Genomic DNA, 20,078 nt, shown 5'->3' with positions numbered 1-20,078 from the left:
AAATGAAAACGAAATTAAATTTTATGGCACTCAGTCTGTTAGTCATGGGTGTTCTATGCAGCGGAAATGTACTGGCACAACATGCCGACAAAATGAAAACAGTAATGGTAGGCGGAGCACCTATGTATCCAACTAAAAATATTGTGGAGAATGCGGTCAACTCAAAAGATCATACCACATTGGTCGCTGCTGTCAAAGCTGCCGGCCTTGTCGAAACATTATCGTCAAAAGGTCCTTTTACGGTGTTGGCACCTACCAATGAAGCATTCAATTTATTGCCAAAAGGTACGGTGGATAATCTATTGAAGCCAGAAAATAAAAAGATGTTGACACAGATCTTGACCTATCATGTATTGGCTGGAAATTTTAATGCTGCTACCATTTTAAAAACAGTAAAAGAAAAAGGTGGTAAAGCTCAGATGGTGACGGTAGAAGGTGGAATGTTAACGTTTTGGATGAAAGGGAAAGATCTGTATATCCGCGATGCAAAAGGAAAGGATGCTAAAGTCACCATAGCTGATGTACAGCAGTCAAATGGTGTGATCCATGTGATCGATCATGTTTTGATGCCTTAAGCAGATCTTGTATTGAAATTCCTATAATTTTTAAATCCATTTTAATCCTTTATAATAGCTGTAATCCGATCTAGAATGGGGTTGCAGCTTTTTTTATACATGAATGTGCATATCGTTGGTGTTTCGAAGTATTAATTCCTTAAGTTTATTTACTGTAATAGCAGGCAAGTTTAATAAATTTTACTGGTTTATTTTATATAAAAAATTTTATAAATTAACATATAGTTCCTGCTTGTTTTATGCAATGGGATCGAATTCTTTCATTATTAATTTAGATTACTAGTTGACTTGTTTTTATTTTTCATATAAAATATAGTATATTTTTATACCTTTGTTATGCTTAAGGAATATCACATTCTATAATCATCAACATTATGAATTATAACTTATTAAAAGAAACGATTGACCTGATCGAGCAATTCGAATACGAATGTAAAAAAGGAAATACATATAGCGAAGACAGCAAAGGCCTTCGGAAATACATTGTCGATCACTTTGAAGCAGAACTACTAGCAGAACCCGATTGGGAAGGGAAAGCGGATGGACGCAATGCTGAGAGTGTGATCAGTACGCTAATTGTGCATATGAATCGATATGCCAGGACGTATTCCAAATCGGCTATTCATGATTCGGCGTTTTCTACACAAGAAGAGTTTATTTATTTGATCAATCTCAAGGTTTTTGGAGCTATGATCAAAATGGAACTCATCAAACGTAACATTCATGATAAACCTCTTGGTATGCAAATTATCAATCGGCTTATTCATCAAGGATGGGTAGAACAGAAAAATTCGGAGAAAGATAAAAGGAGTAAAGTCATATCCATCACAGCTGAGGGGTTACGAGTCCTGGAAGATCAAATGCATAAAATTCGTCAAGCAACCCAAATTGTTACAGGTGATCTGACGCATAAGGAAAAGATGGAATTGATTCGGTTGTTGCAGAAATTAGCACATTTTCATCAATCCATCTATAATCAAAATATTGATGTTGCTGATTTACTGAATTCAGTATCAGAAAATTATCCTTACAGTGATAATTAACGGGTATATACTCTAGATTGTAGAAGAGTCTGCATGATAATAGGGTGGGCAGGGTGTCAATTTATGATATTTTGTGTCTTTTAAAAACAAAAAGTGTATAAATGAGGTTATTTATTTACTCTTAAAATAACAAATACCATTAATTTGATTTCAATGAAGATAGCGATTATAGGTTCAGGTTTCTCCGGTCTTTCTGCAGCATGCTATGCGGCTAAAGCTGGTCACGAGGTACATGTTTATGAAAAAAATAGTATCCCGGGTGGACGAGCTAGGCAATTTAAAACAGACAATGGTTATACCTTTGATATGGGGCCTAGTTGGTACTGGATGCCTGATATTATTGCTGATTTTTTTCATGATTTCGGTTATCAACCCGAAGATTTTTATAAGCTTGTAGCTCTTGATCCTCAATTTGAAATGATTTTTTCAGATGGAAATTTTGAAGTTCCAAAAAATTATGATGAATTGCGCGTGATCTTCGAAGATATAGAAGCAGGAAGTGGCCAAAAACTGGATGAATTTATGGAAGCCGCTCGCTATAAATATGAGGTCGGGATGAAAGAGTTTGTCTATAAACCCTGTCACTCATGGTGGGAATTCTTTTCACCAAAGATTGCCAAGAGTGCCTTTAAGTTGGATTTATTATCTGACTTTAGGTCGTATGTCAAGAAATATTTTACTCATCCCAAACTGATTGCTTTAATGGAGTTTCCTGTCATATTTTTAGGGGCTTCACCGAAAAATATTCCGGCGCTTTATAGCTTGATGAATTATGGAGGGTACGCCTTGGGAACATGGTACCCAATGGGCGGGTTTTATGAAGTGATCAAAGCGATGCATACTGTCGCAGAAAATCAGGGTGTAAAATTTTATTTTAATCATCATGTGGAGCGGATCGATACGCAACATGATCAGGTAAGTACATTGCTGATCAATGGTGTTTCTATGGCATTTGATGCGGTTATCGCCTCATCAGATTACCATCATACCGAAACGCTGTTGGACGAAAAGTATCGCAATTATACCGCTAAGTATTGGGAAGATCGCATATTTGCACCATCGAGTTTAATTTATTATCTTGGATTTAGTGAACCAATACCCAATCTGAAACATCATACCCTGTTCTTTGAGCATGATCTGGATATTCATATCGATGCCATTTATAAGGAAAAAAAATGGCCGGATAATCCCTTGTTCTATAGTTGCTGTCCTTCTAAGACCGATCCTGATGTCGCGCCTGTAGGCCATGAAAATATTTTTCTATTGATGCCATTGGCCATTGGGATTGAGGATGATGAGGCTGTCAGAGAGCGTTATCTGGATCAAATGCTGGCACGATTGGCTAAGCATGTAGGGGTAGAAGATCTTAAATCCAAAATTGATTATAAGAGAAGTTACTGTGTAAGTGACTTTATCGCTGATTATCATGCTTATAAAGGAAATGCATATGGCTTGGCCAATACCTTGGGACAGACTGCGGTTTGGAAACCGGCTATTAAGAATAAGAAACTAGCTAATTTATATTATACTGGTCAATTGACTGTTCCGGGACCAGGGGTTCCTCCGGCTATTATTTCCGGAAAAATAGTTGCAAATGAAGTTCATAAACTTAACCTAAAGCACCATGAAGAAACTGTTTGATGAATTATCTTACGAGGTAAGCAAATCCACGACAAAAAAATACAGTACGAGTTTTTCATTAGGTATTATGGCGCTCCATCCCTCCATCAGGCAGGCTATATATGCGATCTATGGCTATGTTAGGCTGGCAGATGAAATTGTAGATAGTTTTCATGGCTATGATAAACGGTTGCTGCTGACCCGTTTTATGGAGCAGACGGATCAAGCGCTCAACGAGCAGATTTCACTTAACCCGATACTGCAATCTTTTCAGGAGACGGTACATCGCTACGCAATAGATCGTAGCTTGGTCGATCAATTTCTGAAAAGTATGGAGATGGATTTGCATCAAGTGACATACGATGAAGATAGGTACAAGGAATATATACTGGGTTCGGCAGAAGTGGTGGGACTGATGTGTTTACATGTTTTCGTGGGTGGATGCAAAGAAGAATACCAAAAATTGAAACCTTATGCCATGAAGCTTGGTTCAGCTTTTCAGAAAATTAATTTTCTCAGAGACCTGAAAGATGATTACCATATCCTGGGGCGTACTTATTTCCCGGATGTCGATATGCGGGGGTTTGATAACCATATTAAATTTGCGATCGAGCAGGATATCGAAAGTGAATTTAGGGAAGCATTAGTTGGAATAAAAAAATTGCCAAGTTCTTCTAAATTCGGAGTTTATCTTGCCTATAAATATTATTGGTCATTATTGAAAAAAATTAAACAGATTCCTGCCCATAGCATATTAAAAGAACGTATTCGTATCCCCAACAGTCAAAAGCTTTCTTTGATGATGAGCTGCTATGTACAATACAAGATGGAGGTGGTGAGACCATTTCGAATATTTGGTCTGTAATAATACGAACAGTTATAGCAGGTGTTTTGGATCCTAACTTAGGCCTCAAGGGTTGATGTTAGCTTAAAATTTATAAATATGATATATCAGATAGAGACCACACAGCAGTTGAATTGCGATATCCAAACGGCTTGGGATTTTTTTTCGTCACCCCATAATTTAGCTAAGATCACCCCTAAAAAGATGAATTTTGTGATTGTTAACCAATTAGCAGATAAACCCATCCATCAAGGTCTGATCATCGATTATAAAGTCACGCCTTTGTTGGGCATAAGGATGAAATGGCGAACTAAAATAACGCAGGTAGAAGATTATGCCAGTTTTACGGATGAGCAGTTAAATGGACCTTATACACTATGGCGTCATTTTCATGAATTTACGCCTAATGAGGAAGGGGTAATGATGAGGGATGTCGTGACCTATAAGCTTCCATTGGGATATTTGGGTCGAATCGCGCATAAATTGATGATACGCAACAAACTCGTGGATATTTTTGCTTACCGATATGAAGTATTAGAAAAAATGTTTAACACTAAAAATCAATCTTGATGAATATCTTAATTGTAATAGCGACCTTCTTTTTGATGGAAGGAGCGACTTGGTTGATTCACAAATATGTGATGCACGGATTTCTATGGATGTTGCATAGAGATCATCATGACCACAGTACCGGGGGACATCTGGAAAAAAATGATTATTTCTTTATCATTTTTGCAATACCTGCTATTATACTCATGTATATCGGTAGCCAGCAGGGATATAGTTATATTTTCTACATAGGATTGGGGGTGACGTGCTACGGTCTGGCTTATTTTTTTGTGCACGATATTTTTATTCACCAACGGATCAGTTTTCTAAGCAATACAAAAAACCCCTATTTATTGGCCATAAGGCGTGCGCACAAGCAGCACCATAAACATCTAGGGCGAGAGCAGGGCGAATGTTTTGGATTTCTTTGGGTGCCGGTGAAATATTTTAAAATGTATTTTAAAAAAGATTAAAGATGCAGACATATACGTATATACTGATCAATTTTTTGACGGTTATCATTTGTTTTATTTTTTCATTTGATCGCAGAATACAGTTCAATAAACATTTTAAAGCATTTCTTAAAGGAAGTATTTTGGTGGCAATTCCATTTATCGCATGGGATATCGCCTTTACTAAAATGGGAGTATGGTGGTTTAACTCGAGCTATACCATGCCTTTTAGAATCGGTGGTTTACCGATCGAAGAATGGTTGTTTTTTATCTGCATACCGTTTTCATGTGTGTTTACTTATTTCTGTCTGGATAAATTTTTCAACCTCAATTGGGCAAATAAGTTGAATACGATCGTGGTGTGGTTTACCGTGTTGGTGTGCTTACTGGTGGCGGTCTTATTTCACCAAAAAATATATCCTCTGGTTACCGTGCTGATCACTGCAGCGACTGTACTTTATCTGCATTATATCGCAAAAGTAAGTTGGATAGGAAAGGGATCGTTCGTCTACCTGTGTTTGATGCCGGGTTTCTTTATGGTAAATGGGGTACTGACGGGTACGGGTCTGGAATCGCCAATCGTTAATTACAATCCGGATCAAATATTGAATATCCGTATGCTGACGATTCCAGTGGAGGATGCGGTGTATGGGTATGCACAATTTATGCTCAATATCTACTTTTTTAAACGGTTTCAAAAAAAATAACGATCATGAAAAATCACTACCGCTATATCTGGATAGCTAGCTTTTTGGTGATGCTCCTTTTTTCCGCATGTGCCATGATACCTAAAGGTGTACAGCCTATCCGTGATTTTGATGCAGATCGCTATTTAGGTAAATGGTATGAGATCGTCCGTGTTGACAATCGTTTTGAAAAAAATCTGCAGCGGGTCACTGCTCAATATCATTTGGATGATGATGGTAGTTTAATCGTATTGAATAGGGGCTATGATACCGTAAAAAACGAGTGGAAATCGGCCAAAGGTAAAGCAAAGTTCAGATCTCAGAAAACGACTGCAGCATTGAAAGTTTCCTTTTTTGGACCTTTTTATGGTGGATATAATGTTATTGCATTGGATCCTGCATATCGCTATGCCTTAGTCGCAGGTCAAAATTTTGACTACTTGTGGATCCTTTCTCGCGACACCACAATTCCAGAGGATATAAAAGCTTCCTTTATCAAAACAGCTCAAGCGATTGGTTATGATACCAGTCGATTCGTATGGGTAGCACATGACAAAGAAATAGGAGTTGGCGATGAAGAAAAATAAAGTCGTTATTTTTTGGTTTAGACGAGATCTGCGCTTAGCAGATAATAGGGGTCTGCAACAGGCCATTGCTTCTGGATACGCGGTACTGCCTATCTTTATTTTTGACAGCGATATATTGACCCGGCTAGCAACGCGTTATGATAGACGTGTAGATTATATTCATCAGGCATTGCATGCGATGAATGTGACTTTGCAAAAGCATGGCTCTACGCTGCACACCTATTCAGGAGTCCCGTTGGATGTGATAAAAATGATCTGCCAGGAGTATGATGTACAGGGGTTGTATTGCAATGGTGATTATGAACCGCAGGCGATCAAAAGAGATGATGCTGTGCAACGTGATCTAAAAGAGATCGGTATTCCATGCTATGCAAGCAAAGATCAGGTCATATTTGAAAAGTCGGAAGTTGTTAAAGCGGATGGAAGTCCCTATACTGTATATACGCCTTATGCTAAAAAGTGGAAGAGTATGCTGCAGCCTGCACACTACGGGCAGGAGACCATTGCCCTGGAAAATTTTTATAAAGCAGCATTTCAAGATATTATAAGTCTAGAAACATTAGGCTTTCAAAAGACCGACCTCGTATTTGAACAGCCGCAACTGGCGATAGATATCATAAAAGATTATGGAGAAAAGCGTGATTTTCCTGCGCTGGACCATACCACCCGACTGGGTATCGCTTTGCGATTTGGAACGATATCAATCCGAAAATGTGTGGATTTTGCGTTGAAAAATAATGAAACTTGGCTTTCTGAATTGATTTGGCGTGAGTTTTTTATGCAGATCCTGTACCATTTTCCACAGGTCGTGACAGCTAGTTTTAAACCAAAATACGATGCCATCGAATGGCGAAATAATGAGGTGGAATTTGAACGATGGTGTTCCGGAAAAACGGGATATCCCATTGTAGATGCTGGCATGAGGCAGCTCAATGAGACGGGCTTTATGCACAATCGGGTACGGATGGTGGTTGCTAGTTTCTTGTGCAAACATCTTCTCATCGATTGGCGTTGGGGTGAAGCTTATTTTGCACAAAAATTATTAGACTACGATCTTGCTGCAAATAATGGTAATTGGCAGTGGGTAGCGGGTTCAGGATGTGATGCCGCACCCTATTTTCGGATTTTCAACCCTACGGCACAAACATTAAAGTTTGATGAAGACCTCCTATATGTTAAAACTTGGAATCCAGATTATGGACAGCTCTTGGAAGCTCCTATTGTAGGACATGAATTTGCTCGAGCAAGGGCACTTCAAGCATATCAGGCGGCACTGCAAGATAAATAGCAAAAGATAAAATCTTATGGACAGAAATAAAGTTGTATTGGTTGATGAGCAAGATCATGCTCTGGGAGAAATGGATAAGATGGAGGCACACGAAAAAGGAATGTTGCACCGTGCGTTCTCTATATTTATCTTCAATAGTGAGCGACAGATGCTGATCCATCAACGTGCTCAGCACAAGTACCATGGAGGTGGATTGTGGACCAATGCCTGCTGCTCTCATCCACAATGGGGGGAAGATATTAAAGCGAGTGCATCGCAAAGATTAGCCTATGAAATGGGATTAAAATGTGATATCGATCATCTCTTTTCTTTTATGTACCATACTCCAGTTGAAAATAACTTGATTGAGCATGAATATGATCATGTATTGATCGGATATACCGATGATCAGCCAAACTTCAATCCCGATGAAGTGCAAAATTATCAATGGATCGATAAAGCAGAACTGATGAAACAACTCACGGAGCAACCGGAGAAATTCACATATTGGTTTAGGATGGCTGTACCACAGATTATTGATGAGGTAAAAACCTATTAAAAACTGCTCACGGCTATCAGTGCACAGTTCAATCTGGTACAGTTCTACTAATTCATGTTGAGTTTGATACTTCTACTGTTTCAATAAACAGCAACAAATCCTGCTATGCGACGTTTTCCGCTTGATATAGTTGTTGCGCTTGCCGATCTCAAACATCGCTATTTGTACAGATACTAATCTTGGTAGCTCTTGCATAAATCGGCATGCTATATCGGCTCCAGATAGCGTTTTGTCCCATTAACAATCCATTTTTATTCCTGTGTAAATCGTTGCCATGCGCTGATGATGACTGCTGATACTATGCAATGGTGTACCAGCCCTTTTTTTGGTATTTACCTTGTTTTCTTTCTATTATGATGATTTATTTAAGTTTTCATTGATTGTTATCAATCGCTCTATTCAGGATTTGAGGCATGATTTGCTACATCGTTTTCGTATGATGTGCAATCGTTTGCTTGAATAATGAAATAGGAGCCGTGATTTATTTTTGTTTACAATTGCTGGACTATAACCAAGAGTTACACGAATAAAAACCTAATAATCACGATATGGTTAAACACAATTACTCAAAGCACAGGAGCTGGTCCAGATTATACTGTCAGCTTGCATTTTTAGCACCACTTTCGTTGAGCACACTGCCCAATTTGGCAGGCGCTCATCCCCTGTTTGCGATGGAAAAAGTAGATTCAAAAGGGGTATGGCAACAACAAATTTCAGGAAAAGTAGTTGATGCAACTGGTAGAGGCCTGGGAGGCGTAACGGTCAGAGAAAAAGGTGGCAAGGGTTCTACTTCCACGGATATGAATGGTCAATATACCCTCGCTATCACAACTTCTAATCCGATTTTGATCTTCAGTTCTGTCGGTTATATCCATCAAGAAGTGGTTGCATCTGCGGCATCTGTTGTCCGTTTAGTAGCGCAGGAAGATATGCTTGATGAGGTGGTCGTGGTCGGTTATGGTAGTCAAAAGAAAACCAACCTGACCAGTGCAGTGTCACAGATCGATGCCAAAGTGTTACAGAATCGACCTTCACCAACGGTGGTCAATATGTTGCAGGGGGCAGCTCCGGGCTTAGTGATCAGTCGAAATTCGGGTAGACCGGGGGCGCAAGGATTAAATATGGAAGTCCGGGGTGCCACTTCTGCCAATGGTGTTGTTGCTCCTCTAGTTGTGATTGACGGTGTGATCAGTTCGGAAGGTACGTTTATGGCTTTAAATCCTAATGATATTGAAAATATCAGTGTGCTGAAAGATGGTGGTGCAACAGCTATCTATGGGGCGCAGTCAGCGGGTGGGGTGATATTGGTCACGACAAAAAAAGGCCAAAAAGGACAATCACGGATTTCATTGATGAGCAATATGGCTTGGCAAATGCCGGCCAATATCCCTAAAAGATTGTCCTTGATTGATGAAATGAATTATGTCAATACCGCACGGGCAAATGCTGGTTTGGCTCCTGAGTATAATGAGGAGGATCTCAACTATGCGGTGAATGGACCTACATTTGTGCTGGGATCGAATGGACAATGGCGGACTTACAATCAAGAAAATCTCATTGACCAGGTTGTGAAGAAGTCTTACACGATGAACAACACCAACCTGCAGTTTTCGGGCGGTAGTGAAAATGTAACGTACATGGCTTCATTGGGCAATATGAGTCAAGCGGGTATGTTTAAGGTCGGTGAAGATCATTTTACACGTTGGAATGCAAGGGCCAATATTTCGGCTAAAGTCAATGAATATATCAAATTAGATATCGGGAGTGCTTATATTAATCAAGCTACTGATAATCCACAGGATGGGGGCTATGGACTAGATGGGGGCGGAAATGGTATTTTACGTCAATTTTTCTCTTCCAGAATGCGTTTTCCGCTTTTCAATGAAGATGGTACCTATTACCGAAGTGGTACTTCATCAGCATTTGGGTATGCGTTATTGAAAGATGGTGGATTTAACCGTGACCGTAGCAGTACCTACTTCAACAATGCAACCGCGACCATACACAAGTTGGTGAAAGGTCTGGAGGTTAAATTGATGTATAGCCGTGAAGATATTACGAAACAAAATCGCAATTTCAGACGAACAGTGACCTTCTATTCGGGTCCTACAGCCAATACCGCAAGTCAATTAAACAATCCGAATAATTATGCAATCACGGATTATAAAACGTTGAGCCAGAATTATCAAGCTGTGGCAGATTATAACGTTAAAATTGCGGATGAACATAATTTCCATATCATGGGCGGGTATCAGCTCTATGCTTACGACTATCAAACCTTAAGTGCGTCGACAAAGAATTTGTATGTCAACGATAATCCGAGTTTGAACTTTACCTCAGATCCACTCAATAAGTCCAATTCGCAGTCGGCGGCTACTGAAAAAATGCAATCTTACTTTGGTCGTTTCAATTACAATTATAAAGAAAAATACTTATTTGAAGCCACTGTACGTAGTGATGAAAGTTCACGATTGACTCCAGGTGAGCGCGTTAAGGTCTTTCCTTCCTTTTCAGCGGGTTGGAATATGTCGAAGGAAGCCTGGTTTGATGGTTTATCATCTATCGTCAATGAGTTGAAACCACGCGTATCTTGGGGTAAAGTGGGCTCCAAAGTCGGGATAGGGTACTATGATTTTATTGCTCAGCTCTTGACTGGATCAAATGTACTGTTGGGCGATAGTAGACAGACTTATCTCAATCAGGGTATGATTCCGGCAACAAATCTATCTTGGGAAACGATAGAGACTCAAAATTTTGGTTTAGATTTTAGTTTCTTGAATAGAAAGTTAAAAGGTTCATTTGATTATTATAATAAGTACAACAATAATATGTTGGTTCGGGTGAGCTTACCTGCAACTATTGGTATTGATGTTCCTAAATCAAATGTTGGAAAAATGAAAACCTGGGGATGGGAACTCAGCTTGGGTTATCAAGATAAGATCGGTGATGATTTTACTTTTGGAGCATCATTTAACCTGGCGGATAATCAAAATAAATTGGTCAAGTATGGTGGTGCTGATCATATCGTTTATTCAGGCGTCAATAATCTAGTAGAAGGCTATGCGCTGAATTCGATCTGGGCCTATAAGACCAATGGCTATTTTCAGACGGAAGAGGATCTAAAAAATGCACCGAGCTATGCGAAATTGATCAATAAAGCGGGCGTACCTGGATTGGGCGATATCCGTTATGTGGATCTGGATGGCAATGGAGAGATCTCTCCGGGTAAAAATGTCCTTGGTGATACCGGTGATTTAGTGTACTTAGGCGACATCAACCCTAGATATCAATACGGTTTCAATTTTAATTTTGGATATAAAAATATCGATTTCAGCATGTTTATTCAGGGGATCGGTAAACGTAAATTCAAACCTAGCAATGAATTGATTCAACCGCAGTTATATTCGTATTATTTACCGATGAATTTTCATATGGATTACTGGACTCCAGAAAACCGCGATGCTGCTTATCCAAGACCTTACTTAGAAGGAACACAAAATTTTCAGAATTCGGATAAATGGTTTATGAGCGGGGCTTACGCACGTTTGAAAAATATTCAGTTGGGTTATTCTTTGACCAAGGAAACCATGAAAAAGTTACCATTCTCACGGGTACGCATGTATGTTTCTGGAGAAGATTTATTGACAATTTCCAAATTGGGTATTTATAAAGGTGTGATCGATCCTGAGATGAAGCCTGAAGATGGTAAAGTATCGCCATATCCATTTGCAACATCCATTTCCTTTGGTTTAAATATTGATTTTTAATTAGACAGTGATCATGAAAAAAAGAATTTTATATCTATTAGTAGCTTCTGTATCGTTAGGTTCACTTACTTCTTGCGATATCAATGAAGTGCCTGAAACTGCTATGAGTGATGCCAATTTTTGGAACACTGTGGCAGATGTGCGATTGGCAGCTAATTATTTTTACTCGACAGTACCGGGCTTAACCACTGCGGATGTAACGGTCGATAATTGGTCGACAGATGCATATCCCAATACCTCATCCAATACGATTAGTGATGGTTCTCGTGTTGCTCCTGCAACCAGTAACGATTATAGTTATTATGGGATTTTTCAGGCAAATAAGTTGATTGAAAAGTCCGAAGAGGTGATAAAAAAGGGAGGTGATCAGACACAGATTAACTGGTATGTCGGTGAAGCACGGTTTTTTAGAGCCTGGTATTACTTTGATATGTTCAAACGTTTTGGAGGCGTACCTTTGATCACCAAAACAATGGCTGTTGATGATCCCGATGTTTTTAAAGAGCGCGCCTCTAGGGAAGAACTGTTGCAGTTTATTTTAGACGATGTTGACTATGCCATATCCGTATTGCGATCGGCAGATGAATTGAATACGGCAAAAGAGTATGGTCGTATTTCTAAAACTGCGGCTTTGGCTTTTAAGTCAAGGATTGCATTATTTGAAGGAACGCGCGAGAAGTTTCATCAATATGGCGATTCAAAGAAACATCTGACTATAGCTAAAGAGGCTGCTGAAGCGGTGATCAATTCCGGAGCACATGCCCTGTTTAGTATGTCGACAACAGGAAGCCAGGGGGAGACCAACAACAATGCGTACTATAATTTATTCCAAGAAGCGGGAGAAGGTCGTGCGAATAAGGAAAATATTATGGTCAAACTTTATGGAGTCAATCGCGAGAATAGTATTATATCTACTCCGGTACAACGCTATTATGAGGGTAACTCTGTGGTGCCCACTCAAAATTTTGTAGACAATTACCTGATGGCTGATGGATTGCCTATTCAAAAATCACCTTTATATCAGAAACCGGACAAGTCCATGACTCATGCACAGTATTTCAATAAGAAAGATCCGCGGATGAGTTTTAGTATCTTTAAGAGAGGGGATGAATTTATCTCCAGTAGTAACTATACGATCCCAAATCCGAGTTATCAGAGGAGTGGATATGGTATTCGAAAATATGCCAAAAAAGATTTTTGGACACTGCAGGCTTCTTACATCGACCGTCCCGTGATTCGTTATGCTGAGGTATTGCTAAATTATGCAGAAGCTATTTATGAATTGGATGAGCAGATAAGTGATGCTGTATTGGATCAAACGATCAATGCATTGAGAGGGCGATTGCCTCAAGTGAATGTGGGGACTGGTGATGCACCTCAATATGTCGCCATGTCAAAATTGAGTAATGCTTTTGTCAACAGTAATGGGCTCAGTATGCGCGAGGAAATTCGTCGTGAACGGAAAGTAGAGCTGGCTTTTGAAGGACATGGATATTGGGATCTCATCCGTTGGAAAACAGCAGAAGTAGAATTGCCAAAAACATTATTGGGGAGTTATTTATTTACAGAATATCTGACAGCTACGGGTGACAAATGGTCGGACAAAACGGTTGTCAATGATCAGAACTATATTGTCCTACAACCCGCATCGTTACGTAAGTTTGATGTGGAGCGAGATTATCTATGGCCACTACCCACATCGGAAATTGCCAAAAATCCAAAATTGGTGCAAAATCCAAAGTGGTAGATATTGACAAAATATCTCGAGTTGACCTCGGGATATTTTGTTTTTAATTGTAAAAATTAATGAATCTAGCGCTAACTATTTTTTTTCGCTAAGGCAATATCGGATCGCATCATTTCATTTATCAGTTGTGCAAGGTCGTATTTAGGTTTCCATCCCAATTGTGTATTTGACTTTGTTGGATCACCTACCAAAAGATCAACTTCAGTAGGTCTATAATATTGTGGATCTACTTTTACAACTATCTTTCCAATTTCCAATTGATATTCTGGATGATGACAGGCTTTAATTTTGGCAACTTCTGTAGCCTCATTTCCTTCAAAAGCTAATTCAATACCCACTTCGGCAAAAGCCATTCTGACAAACTCTCGAACATAAGTAGTAACTCCTGTTGCTATAACAAAATCTTCGGCGACATCTTGTTGTAACATAAGCCACATTGCTTCAACATAATCTTTTGCGTGACCCCAATCACGTTGAGCATTAAGATTGCCTAGATATAAGCATTCTTGTTTACCCAGAGCAATAGCTGCAGTGGCCATCGTAATTTTTCGAGTAACAAAAGTTTCTCCTCGGCGTGGAGATTCATGGTTGAATAAAATACCATTACACGCATACATGTGGTAAGCTTCACGGTAATTTTTAGTGATCCAGAACCCATATATTTTAGCAACCCCATAAGGAGATCTTGGATAAAAAGGTGTGGTTTCTTTTTGAGGTACTTCCTGTACTAGACCGTACAGTTCAGATGTGGAAGCTTGATAAATACGTGTCTTTTTTTCTAGTCCTAGAATACGAACTGCTTCTAAGATACGTAATGTACCAATTCCATCGACATTAGCAACGTACTCGGGTGAATCAAAAGATACCTTTACGTGTGACATCGCCCCTAAATTATAAATTTCATCCGGCTGTACTTCTTGGATAATGCGAATTATATTGGTTGAATCAGTTAAATCGCCATAGTGCAACTTAAAGTTTACATGGCTTTCATGTTGATCCATATAAATATGGTCAATACGTTGGGTATTGAAAGAGGAGGCTCTGCGTTTGATGCCATGTACCATATACCCCTTTTCTAATAGTAATTCTGCTAAATAAGAGCCATCTTGTCCTGTGACACCAGTGATTAATGCAATTTTCATTTTATGCTTAATTTATGTAGTATCTAATACTTATAATTTTACTTCTTTATAGTTGTTTTGATTTTTGAGAAACCACTGATATGTGATCTCAATACCTTCTTTCAGTTCGATCTGATGTTTCCAACCCAATGCATGCATTTTGCTGACATCCATTAGCTTACGAGGTGTCCCGTCTGGTTTACTACTATCCCAAATAATATTTCCTTGGTACCCAACTATTGATTGAATAAGATGTGCTAATTCTTTAATGCTCAAATCTATGCCTGTACCAACATTGTATAGGTAATCAGGTAATTGGTTCTCTAAAGCAAAGACTACAGCTTTTGCTAAATCATCTACGAATAAAAATTCACGCATAGGATTACCAGATCCCCATAAAGTTACATAAGTATTCCCTTGAATTTTTGCCTCATGAAATTTACGTATCATCGCTGGTAATACATGAGAACTAGTTAAATCGAAATTGTCATGAGTACCATATAAATTGGTAGGCATTAGGCTGACGTAATCTTTTCCAAACTGGTTACGGATAGCTTGACAAGCTTTTACACCAGTAATCTTAGCTAATGCGTACCATTCATTGGTTGGTTCTAAGCTGTCAGTCAATAGACTAGATTCTTTTAAAGGCTGATCTGCAAATTTGGGATATATACAAGAAGATCCTAAAAAAATAAATTTTTCTACTTTGTTTTCTAGTGATTCGTGAATGAGGTTATTCTGAATCTGCATATTGTCCATTAAAAATTGATATGGATAATTATTATTGGCCAGTATACCTCCGACCTTTGCAGCAGCATCAATAACAATTGCAGGTTTTTCTTGTTTAAAAAACTCCTTTACCTGTAATTGATCTCGTAAATCTAATTCGCTGGAACTGCGGAAAATAAAATTATGATAACCTAAGTCTTCTAATTTTCGTTTTATAGCTGAACCTACCATACCACGGTGTCCTGCTATATATATTTTTTTTTCTTTCATGCTTATTCTTATTGCTTAAAGCATATTTTTAATTCTTGATTTTTTTATCTATAATGTATAGATCAATCTAATGCGTAAGCTTTTTCTTCCTATCCTTGATGCTGGTAAATGCCTAAGTAATCCATTCAGATTACTTAGGCAAATTACGAAAGAATATTTGAAATAATTACAGAATTAATAGTATGATACCAAACTGTTTTGTCTACATCTGTCAATTTACATAGTTGCACAGCTATGGTAATATTCTTAAATTTTCTATCGAATATTGGGGGATTTTTAATGGTAAAAAATAGCCCATGTAATTTTGTTACGGGCTATTTTTATTTTTTTAGGGATTAAGCTGCAGAATATGATTAAACTTCAGCAATGATTTTTTCTTGAATTTCCTCATCAAGATCTTCAAATATCGAATTTTGAGATTTGAATTCGGGAACTATTTTTTTAAGTTGCTGTACCAATTTCATATCATTTATTTCTCCTTTACCAATCGTAGTGATGTCTTCACTGAGCTTGTGGATCAGATGGCATTTTTCAGCAATATCTTCGCGATTGACCTGTGCTATCATGATCTTTGGATGATGAGTTTTTTGCGTATTTTCATCATTGGCAAGTAATTCCTCAAATATCTTTTCCCCAGGTCTTAATCCAACAATCTTAATATCGATATCTTCAGGATAGCGGTATCCTTTTAATTTGATCATGCGCTTGGCAAGATCTATAATTTTGACTGATTTGCCCATGTCAAAAACAAATATTTCGCCTCCCTTTCCCATTACACCTGCTTCTTGAACCAATAAACAAGCTTCTGGAATCGTCATAAAGTAACGTGTGATATCTTCATGTGTAAGCGTCAATGGTCCACCATGTTCCATTTGTTTTTCAAACAATGGGATTACGGAGCCATTAGATCCGAGGACATTACCAAATCGGGTTACGATAAAATTAGTTTTTCCAAGAGAGCTGCAACTATTGACATAAATTTCTGCAGCACGTTTGGTAGCTCCCATGACATTAGTCGGGTTTACTGCTTTATCTGTAGAGACCATGACAAATTTATGGATACCATAGGCTACTGCAAGATCGGCCATGTTTTTGCTGCCCACCAAATTGGTCCAAATTGCTTCATATGGATTTTGCTCCATCAAAGGAACGTGTTTATATGCTGCTGCATGGAAGATCATCTGTGGACGGTAGCGTTTAAAGATCCGTTCCATAAATACCTTGTCGCGCACATCTCCTACAATACACTTGACACGGTCAGGATGTGACGCTTTTAGCGATTGTTGTAAATCGTACAGCGGTGATTCGGCTTGATCCAATAAAATTAAGTGACGGTAATTGCGTTGTGAAATCTGACGCGACAATTCCCCTCCAATTGAGCCGGCTGCACCGGTGATTAAAATAACCTTATTATCCAATTCTGCATCAATACCTGGATTTTCAATTTTAATGGCTTTTCTTCCTAATAAATCCTCAATCTTTAATGCTCGAATTTCACGCTTCGCGCCCGAATTCAACATAACACGAGAGTTTGGCATTATTTTCAGTTCAACATTCAATTGTTGAAAGTGGTCGGTAACTTGGACTAAGCGCTCGGGATCATTGTTTTCGACAGCAATAATGACTTCGGAAATCTTATATTGTTCAATAAAAGCGTGATCTATTTTTTCTAAATATAGAATGCGAAGCCCTGCTATGCGGTTACCAACTCGTGAAACTTTATCTTCAACAAAAGCGACGATGTGATTTTTCACGCGGCGGTCGTCACGTAATAAAGAATAAGCGACTAAACCAGGTCTTGAAGCTCCAAAGATCAGTACATTGCGGTTTTTACGATTGGGTAGAAATAACATTTCATAAATGCTTCTATAGGTTACACGAGCAGCAACCAACATCACCATCGTAAAAAAACTGTGCATAAATAGAATGATATACGACAGACGTAAAAAATCACCAGCTATCGTACCTTTAGGTATATAATAGCGAATAGCTATGGTTGGGATGGCCAATAACATAAAGGCAAGCCATACCGTTTTGAAGATTTTTGTAGCATCTTGAATCCCTGTTTGTCGGATAATGCCTTTATAGGTGCGCATCATCGTAAATGCTAGACTATAAACCACTAGAATGAACACACTCTTTTTAAGCATCATGGCTGTAGAATATTGTTCATGGATGCTATTGAAGATAAAGTTGGAAATAGCATAACATCCAAATACGATCACTAAATCGATCAAAAGTATCACCCAGCGCGGGTTATCTTTCCGTAGTTTTTTCTTTATCAGCGTAATATTAATCATGTTCGTGTTTCAAATATTAGGTAATTACTGATATATGGCTCAAGGAAAAATAGCTTATAGACATCAGATCCCATCGTTACTTTCATTAGCGTGATATAAGTAAAAACCAATTCCCAGATTTTGCTTCCTGTTGAAAAAATCGTGCCAAAAGACATATAATGTCTGATCTTAATCAAGCGAGGGCCTTTAAATAATTTTATAAAAGCGCTCTTCCTATCAGATGATCAAAAAAGCTGTTTTTAGTCATTAAAACAGTTATTTTTTCATTTGTATTCAAATCGCGTAATGTTTACATTATTTATGGTTTTGTAGCTACAAAGCTACAAATTTTATTGTTACCAAGTTGATTTAGTTTCTAAAGTCGCAAATGTCGTTAATTATCTCGTGAAAGAGAAAAAAATAATCTCAATGATTGACGAATAGTCGATGATGGTTTTGTGTATTCGTTTTAAGTAGTGAAATTTCTAGGCTCATTATTTTTAGTTGTAAAATTCCAAAAGAATATGAAATTATTGTCATCATGATCTTAATGGTTTAGATTTGAGGCTATTTTTTCGGGCAGTTATCCAGATATCTGTTTTTTTTTATGGTAGCTTTGTGCCGTTAATATGAATTCAATCATGAAAGATAAGATACAATTTTATAGTTATTTTAAACTTGTGATAGGCAGTATTATTGTCGCTGTGCTGTCGGGGATATTGGCGTATTCTCTTAAACATCTGACCACCTATTTTCAAGATTACCTTTTTGAGCTCGTGCCGGTCCTCCATATATACTTATATCTGATCTTTCCTTCTATAGGAATCACGATTATCTATTTTTTGAGAAAGTCTTTTTTCCAGAACAGGAAGAACAAAGGAATTCGTGAAATTTATCGTTCATTGGATACGCGTCAGGATCATCTTCCTTTTTATAAAATCCCATCACACTATATCAACGGTTTTCTGACAGTTATCTTTGGTGGATCTACCGGGATAGAGGTTTCTACTGTGGTCGCTACAGCAACTGTTGGCAATCAGTTTAGTGAAAAAGGATGGATGCCTATGAAATATAAGAGAGAGTTAATCTGTGCTGGAGTAACAGCAGGGGTGGCGATTTTATTTGGGTCTGTCCTCGGTGGCTGGTTCTTTGCCATCGAAGTTATTGCAAGGGGATGGAAAAAAACACTGCTCCTAAGCAGTAGTATAGCTGCAGTTATTGCTTATGTTGGGATATATTATTTTGAAAAAGAAACGTTATTACCCTTCTCTGTTCAAGATTGGCATTGGTACGGTTTGCCATTTATGGCTTTAGTGGCTGTATTGGCAGCTCTATTGGCACTTTATTTTATGAAGCTGGTACTTATTTGTAAAAAACTATTTGTAAGGATTAGTAATAATTTTCTTCGTGTTAACATAGGTGCTATCGTGATCGGCACTCTAATTTTGTTTTTCCCAGCATTATATGGCGATAGCTATCATGGGCTTAAAGAAATGATCGAATTGCTTACACAACCTGCTGCATCAGCCGTTATACCATTTTCTTTGCTGCTATTGATTTTATTAAAACCATTTGTTGCTTCTTTGACCTTAGGTGCGGGTGGAGACGGAGGGGTATTTGCACCAAGCATCGTTGCTGGAGCATTTTTAGGAATGGCTACTGCAATCCTTTGTAATCTGATCTTTGGCTTAGATTTGATCGTGCTTAATTTTGCTTTGATCGGTGCTGCTTCGACATTGGCAGCAGCGATACACGGTCGGTTTACTGCTGTTTTTCTAATCTGTAGTATGGTTCCTAATGGCTATAGCTTAGTATTGCCTTTAGCAATGGCAGTTTGGTTGGCCTATGCAGTGGCAAAAAGATTAAATCCTTATAATGTGTACACTTCTCCAGAAGTAGCCTAATCATAAAGGCGGCAAATGAATGCTCATGATTTGTAACATAAAAAAAGCAGCTTCCGATGAGGGAAGCTGCTTTGCAAGA

The 20,078-nt window shown here is 38.3% G+C and carries 16 protein-coding genes; 13 read left to right on the top strand and 3 right to left on the bottom strand.

Annotated features, from left to right (window positions below):
- Positions 1-2: 2 nt before the first annotated feature.
- The 12 genes from B3P23_RS07190 (at position 3) to B3P23_RS07135 (ending at position 13,696) form a co-directional block, all read left to right on the top strand.
- Positions 3-575: a fasciclin domain-containing protein gene (locus B3P23_RS07190; protein WP_045753574.1), complete on the top strand. Its 573-nt coding sequence runs from the start codon at positions 3-5 to the stop codon at positions 573-575.
- Between the two features lie 374 nt (positions 576-949).
- Complete coding sequence (locus tag B3P23_RS07185) at positions 950-1,618, top strand: MarR family winged helix-turn-helix transcriptional regulator (protein WP_293925250.1); 669 nt, start codon at positions 950-952, stop codon at positions 1,616-1,618.
- Positions 1,619-1,771: 153 nt separating this feature from the next.
- Positions 1,772-3,259 (top strand): phytoene desaturase family protein, encoded by a 1,488-nt coding sequence (locus B3P23_RS07180; RefSeq protein WP_293925249.1) that lies wholly within the window; start codon positions 1,772-1,774, stop codon positions 3,257-3,259.
- Entirely contained in the window at positions 3,243-4,103 is an 861-nt protein-coding gene (locus B3P23_RS07175; protein WP_248755437.1) for a phytoene/squalene synthase family protein, read from the top strand. Before B3P23_RS07180 ends, B3P23_RS07175 begins: the two co-directional genes overlap by 17 nt.
- 78 nt (positions 4,104-4,181) lie before the next feature.
- Entirely contained in the window at positions 4,182-4,652 is a 471-nt protein-coding gene (locus tag B3P23_RS07170) for an SRPBCC family protein (RefSeq protein WP_045753570.1), read from the top strand.
- The gene (locus B3P23_RS07165) at positions 4,652-5,104 is read left to right on the top strand and encodes a sterol desaturase family protein (RefSeq protein ID WP_293925248.1); all 453 of its coding nucleotides are present in this window, start codon (positions 4,652-4,654) and stop codon (positions 5,102-5,104) included. Before B3P23_RS07170 ends, B3P23_RS07165 begins: the two co-directional genes overlap by 1 nt.
- Positions 5,105-5,106: 2 nt before the next feature.
- Positions 5,107-5,790, top strand: a complete 684-nt coding sequence (locus B3P23_RS07160; RefSeq protein WP_293925247.1) for a lycopene cyclase domain-containing protein — start codon at positions 5,107-5,109, stop codon at positions 5,788-5,790.
- 5 nt (positions 5,791-5,795) lie between these two features.
- Positions 5,796-6,356, top strand: a complete 561-nt coding sequence (locus B3P23_RS07155) for a lipocalin family protein (protein ID WP_293925246.1) — start codon at positions 5,796-5,798, stop codon at positions 6,354-6,356.
- Positions 6,343-7,644, top strand: a complete 1,302-nt coding sequence (locus B3P23_RS07150; protein ID WP_045753567.1) for a cryptochrome/photolyase family protein — start codon at positions 6,343-6,345, stop codon at positions 7,642-7,644. Before B3P23_RS07155 ends, B3P23_RS07150 begins: the two co-directional genes overlap by 14 nt.
- A 16-nt stretch (positions 7,645-7,660) precedes the next feature.
- Positions 7,661-8,182, top strand: coding sequence for an isopentenyl-diphosphate Delta-isomerase (gene idi, locus B3P23_RS07145; RefSeq protein WP_293925245.1), 522 nt, complete (start codon positions 7,661-7,663; stop codon positions 8,180-8,182).
- 548 nt (positions 8,183-8,730) lie between these two features.
- Complete coding sequence (locus B3P23_RS07140) at positions 8,731-11,949, top strand: SusC/RagA family TonB-linked outer membrane protein (protein ID WP_293925244.1); 3,219 nt, start codon at positions 8,731-8,733, stop codon at positions 11,947-11,949.
- 13 nt (positions 11,950-11,962) lie between these two features.
- Positions 11,963-13,696, top strand: coding sequence for a RagB/SusD family nutrient uptake outer membrane protein (locus tag B3P23_RS07135; RefSeq protein ID WP_293925243.1), 1,734 nt, complete (start codon positions 11,963-11,965; stop codon positions 13,694-13,696).
- Between the two features lie 71 nt (positions 13,697-13,767).
- On the opposite strand, the gene gmd is transcribed toward B3P23_RS07135, so the two are convergent.
- The 3 genes from gmd to B3P23_RS07120 all read right to left on the bottom strand — a co-directional run bounded on the left by gmd (position 13,768) and on the right by B3P23_RS07120 (position 18,116).
- The gene (gmd, locus tag B3P23_RS07130) at positions 13,768-14,838 is read right to left on the bottom strand and encodes a GDP-mannose 4,6-dehydratase (RefSeq protein ID WP_248755445.1); all 1,071 of its coding nucleotides are present in this window, start codon (positions 14,836-14,838) and stop codon (positions 13,768-13,770) included.
- A 30-nt stretch (positions 14,839-14,868) separates the two neighbouring features.
- Positions 14,869-15,816 carry a GDP-L-fucose synthase family protein gene (locus tag B3P23_RS07125; RefSeq protein ID WP_248755446.1) on the bottom strand — a complete coding sequence of 316 codons (948 nt, stop codon included), beginning with the start codon at positions 15,814-15,816 and terminating at the stop codon, positions 14,869-14,871.
- Positions 15,817-16,169: 353 nt separating this feature from the next.
- Positions 16,170-18,116 (bottom strand): polysaccharide biosynthesis protein, encoded by a 1,947-nt coding sequence (locus tag B3P23_RS07120; RefSeq protein WP_248755447.1) that lies wholly within the window; start codon positions 18,114-18,116, stop codon positions 16,170-16,172.
- 620 nt (positions 18,117-18,736) lie between these two features.
- Here B3P23_RS07120 and B3P23_RS07115 point away from each other — a divergent pair.
- A complete protein-coding gene (locus tag B3P23_RS07115; RefSeq protein ID WP_293925242.1) occupies positions 18,737-19,999 on the top strand; it encodes a chloride channel protein in 1,263 nt (420 codons plus the stop codon).
- Positions 20,000-20,078 lie beyond the last annotated feature (79 nt).

The organism is Sphingobacterium sp. UBA6320 (assembly GCF_002440335.1).
Lineage (GTDB): Bacteria > Bacteroidota > Bacteroidia > Sphingobacteriales > Sphingobacteriaceae > Sphingobacterium.
This window is presented reverse-complemented; position numbering and strand designations above follow the sequence as displayed.